This window comes from Pinirhizobacter sp. (genome assembly GCF_035317885.1).
In the GTDB taxonomy this organism is placed as follows: Bacteria; Pseudomonadota; Gammaproteobacteria; order Xanthomonadales; family Rhodanobacteraceae; genus Pinirhizobacter.
Genome location: NZ_DATHFX010000078.1, coordinates 1 through 2,869 on the forward strand (window position 1 = coordinate 1; position 2,869 = coordinate 2,869).

Annotated in this window: 2 protein-coding genes; both read left to right on the forward strand. The window is 60.7% G+C overall.

Translation table 11 applies throughout. The annotated features are described in order from the left end of the window. Positions 1-73 precede the first annotated feature (73 nt). A complete protein-coding gene (gene xth, locus VK519_RS02430) occupies positions 74-922 on the forward strand; it encodes an exodeoxyribonuclease III (RefSeq protein ID WP_324347319.1) in 849 nt (282 codons plus the stop codon). Between the two features lie 480 nt (positions 923-1,402). Next, on the forward strand, positions 1,403-2,869 hold a 1,467-nt coding region (locus VK519_RS02435; protein ID WP_324347321.1), incomplete at its 3' end, for a TonB-dependent receptor.

Genomic DNA, 2,869 nt, shown 5'->3' on the forward strand with positions numbered 1-2,869 from the left:
ATCATCGTTCTCCAGGTATCGCCAATCGACGCTCACCCAGCCTCCACCGGGCGCGGCGTTAGCATGAGCTGCCATGAAAATTGCCACTTTCAATATCAATGGTATCCGCCCTCGCCTGCCCATCCTGCTTCAGTGGCTCAAGCGCGAGAAACCGGATATTGCCTGTTTACAGGAATTAAAGGCGGGGGACGAACTGTTCCCGGTGCAGGAGATCAATGACGCCGGCTACGGTGCAATCTGGCAGGGCCAGCGCTCGTGGAACGGCGTGGCCATCCTGGCACGCGGCGCCGATCCAGTGGAAAGCCGGCGTGGCCTGCCCGGGGATGCCAAGGATACGCAAAGCCGGTACCTGGAAGCCGCCGTCCATGGCGTCATCGTGGGCTGCCTCTACCTGCCCAACGGCAATCCGCAGCCAGGCCCAAAATTCGACTACAAGCTGGCCTGGTTCGAGCGGTTCATCCGCCATGCGAAGAACCTATATGCCAGCGGCCACCCCGTGGTGCTGGCGGGCGACTACAACGTGGTGCCCACCGACGAAGACATCTACAACACGCGCTCATGGCTGAAGGATGCGTTGTTGCAACCGGAAAGCCGCGAGGCCTACCAACGCCTGCTTTCGCAAGGCTGGGTGGATGCGTTGCGCGAGCTGTTCGGCGATGAGCGTGTCTATACCTTCTGGGACTACTTCCGCCGACACTGGGAAACCAATTCCGGGCTGCGCATCGATCACCTGCTGTTGGGACCAGGACTGAAGTCGAAGCTGCGCGAAGCCGGCGTGGATACATGGGTGCGCGGGCTTCCCCACGCGAGCGACCATGCGCCTGCCTGGGTAGACCTGGAGATAGAGGTTCCGACGCTACCCCGTTCGACCAGAAAGTCGACCGTCAAGAAAGCCGCCGTGAAGAAGAAATCGGGCTCTTGAGCCATTTGGCCGTCCAGGCGTCTAGACGGCAATTATTGGCAATTTGGCAAATTGCGTAAGAAAACTGTTGACAAATGTTCGTTGCGGTGCAACAAATGACCTGCAGGCCGATTTTGTGCACCACTTTCCTGTACCGCACGGGGATAACTCCAGTGAACGCGTTCAGCTACAACCCATCACTCGCTGTTGGCGTATCGCGTCCCGACATCCGATGTAGCGACGTCTGTACCTGCTGTCCGAAGCAAAGGCATTGATACCAGGCATTCCCTGGTAACAAAACTGCATCCGCGCGTAGCACGGCATCACCACAACGCCTGATTAAACCTGGTCCCGCGCGGCCGGGACGGCCCGTTGCGGCTTGGTGTACGCCGCCAGGGAAGTACGCGCTTTGCACCGGGGCCACCACGTGGCCAAACCACATCGCCCCAGGCAATCGCCTGGACCCATCAGCGTGCGACAAACGTCGCTCTCGGTAGAGTCATGACTAAAAAATACATCGTTCGTACCACGGCGCTCAGCGCCGCCCTTGGCCTGGCACTGTTTGGCACCGCTTCGTTCGCCCAGTCCACGACAGGCAGCCTCTTCGGCCAGGCGCCGGCCGCCAATGGTGAAACCGTTCTTATCGAGAGCAGTTCCGGCATCACCCGCGAGGTGCCGGTGGATGCCAAGGGCCGGTATTCGGCCGGCCAATTGCCTTTAGGTACCTACACGGTAAGCCTGCGACAGGGAGGCGCCACGGTCGATACGCGGAAAAACATCTCGCTCGTGGTGGGCGCGAACACGGAAGTCTCTTTTGTCTCGTCCGATGCCACTACGTTAAGCGCCGTTAGCGTATCGGCGGCGGTGACGCCGCTGATCGATGTCACCAGCGTTGATTCCCGTACCGTGATCACCGCCGATCAGCTGACGAAAATGCCACTGGCGCGCAATGCCGAGGCGATTGCGTTGCTGGCTCCGGGTGTGGTGACGAACAGCGGCAACTTCACCGGGCCCACCGGACAGCAGCTCACCAGCTTCGGCGGTTCGGCAGCCAGCGAGAACGCCTATTACCTCAATGGGTTCAACACCACCGATCCGCTCCGCGGTTTCGGCGGCATCACCCTGCCCTACGGCGCGATCGACCAGCAGGAAATCTATACCGGCGGCTACAGCGCCCAGTACGGCCGCTCCGATGGCGGCGTGATCAACCAGGTGGGCAAGCGCGGGACCAATGATTGGCACTTCGGTGCACAGGTGCTTTGGCAGCCCGCCTGGGCGGCTGCGGATGCGAAGAATACCTACTACACCCAGGGCCTTCCGGCGAGCCCGGTAGCCGGCGGCCTTTATGATCCCAACAGCAAGGACAAGACCTGGGTCACCACCGTCGATGCCTATGTGGGCGGCCCCATCATCAAGGACAAGCTGTTCTTCTTTGCCGCCGTCGAAGCGCAGCGAAGCAGCGCCACCACCGTCAATTCGGTGGAGAATACCAGCCCATACACGCAGTACACCTATGAGCAGCCCAAGTGGTACGGCAAGCTCGACTGGAATATTACCGACAGCAATATCCTTGAGGTCACCGGCGCTTCCAACAAGCGCAGTGCGAACGGGTCGATCTACGGCTATGACTACGTCAACCGCGCGCGCGGTGCCTACATCGGCGCCACGGACAGCACCAAAACCGGTGGCGATCTCTACACGGCGAAGTTCACCAGTTACATCACCGACGACCTCACCCTGACCGCGCTGTACGGCAAGATGAAGACGCGCAATTACGACGCGCCGGGTAGCTACAACCCGGACTTCACGTACGTCAACGGGACATCCTCGCAGAACCCGGCGCTCAATGGCGGCAGCGCCATTACCAGCCCGCAGACCGTGCAAACGCTCTTCAGCCCGGATCGCGCCAACCACACCAACAACCTGCGCGTGGACCTGACCTACAAGATCGGCGACCACACGATCTCC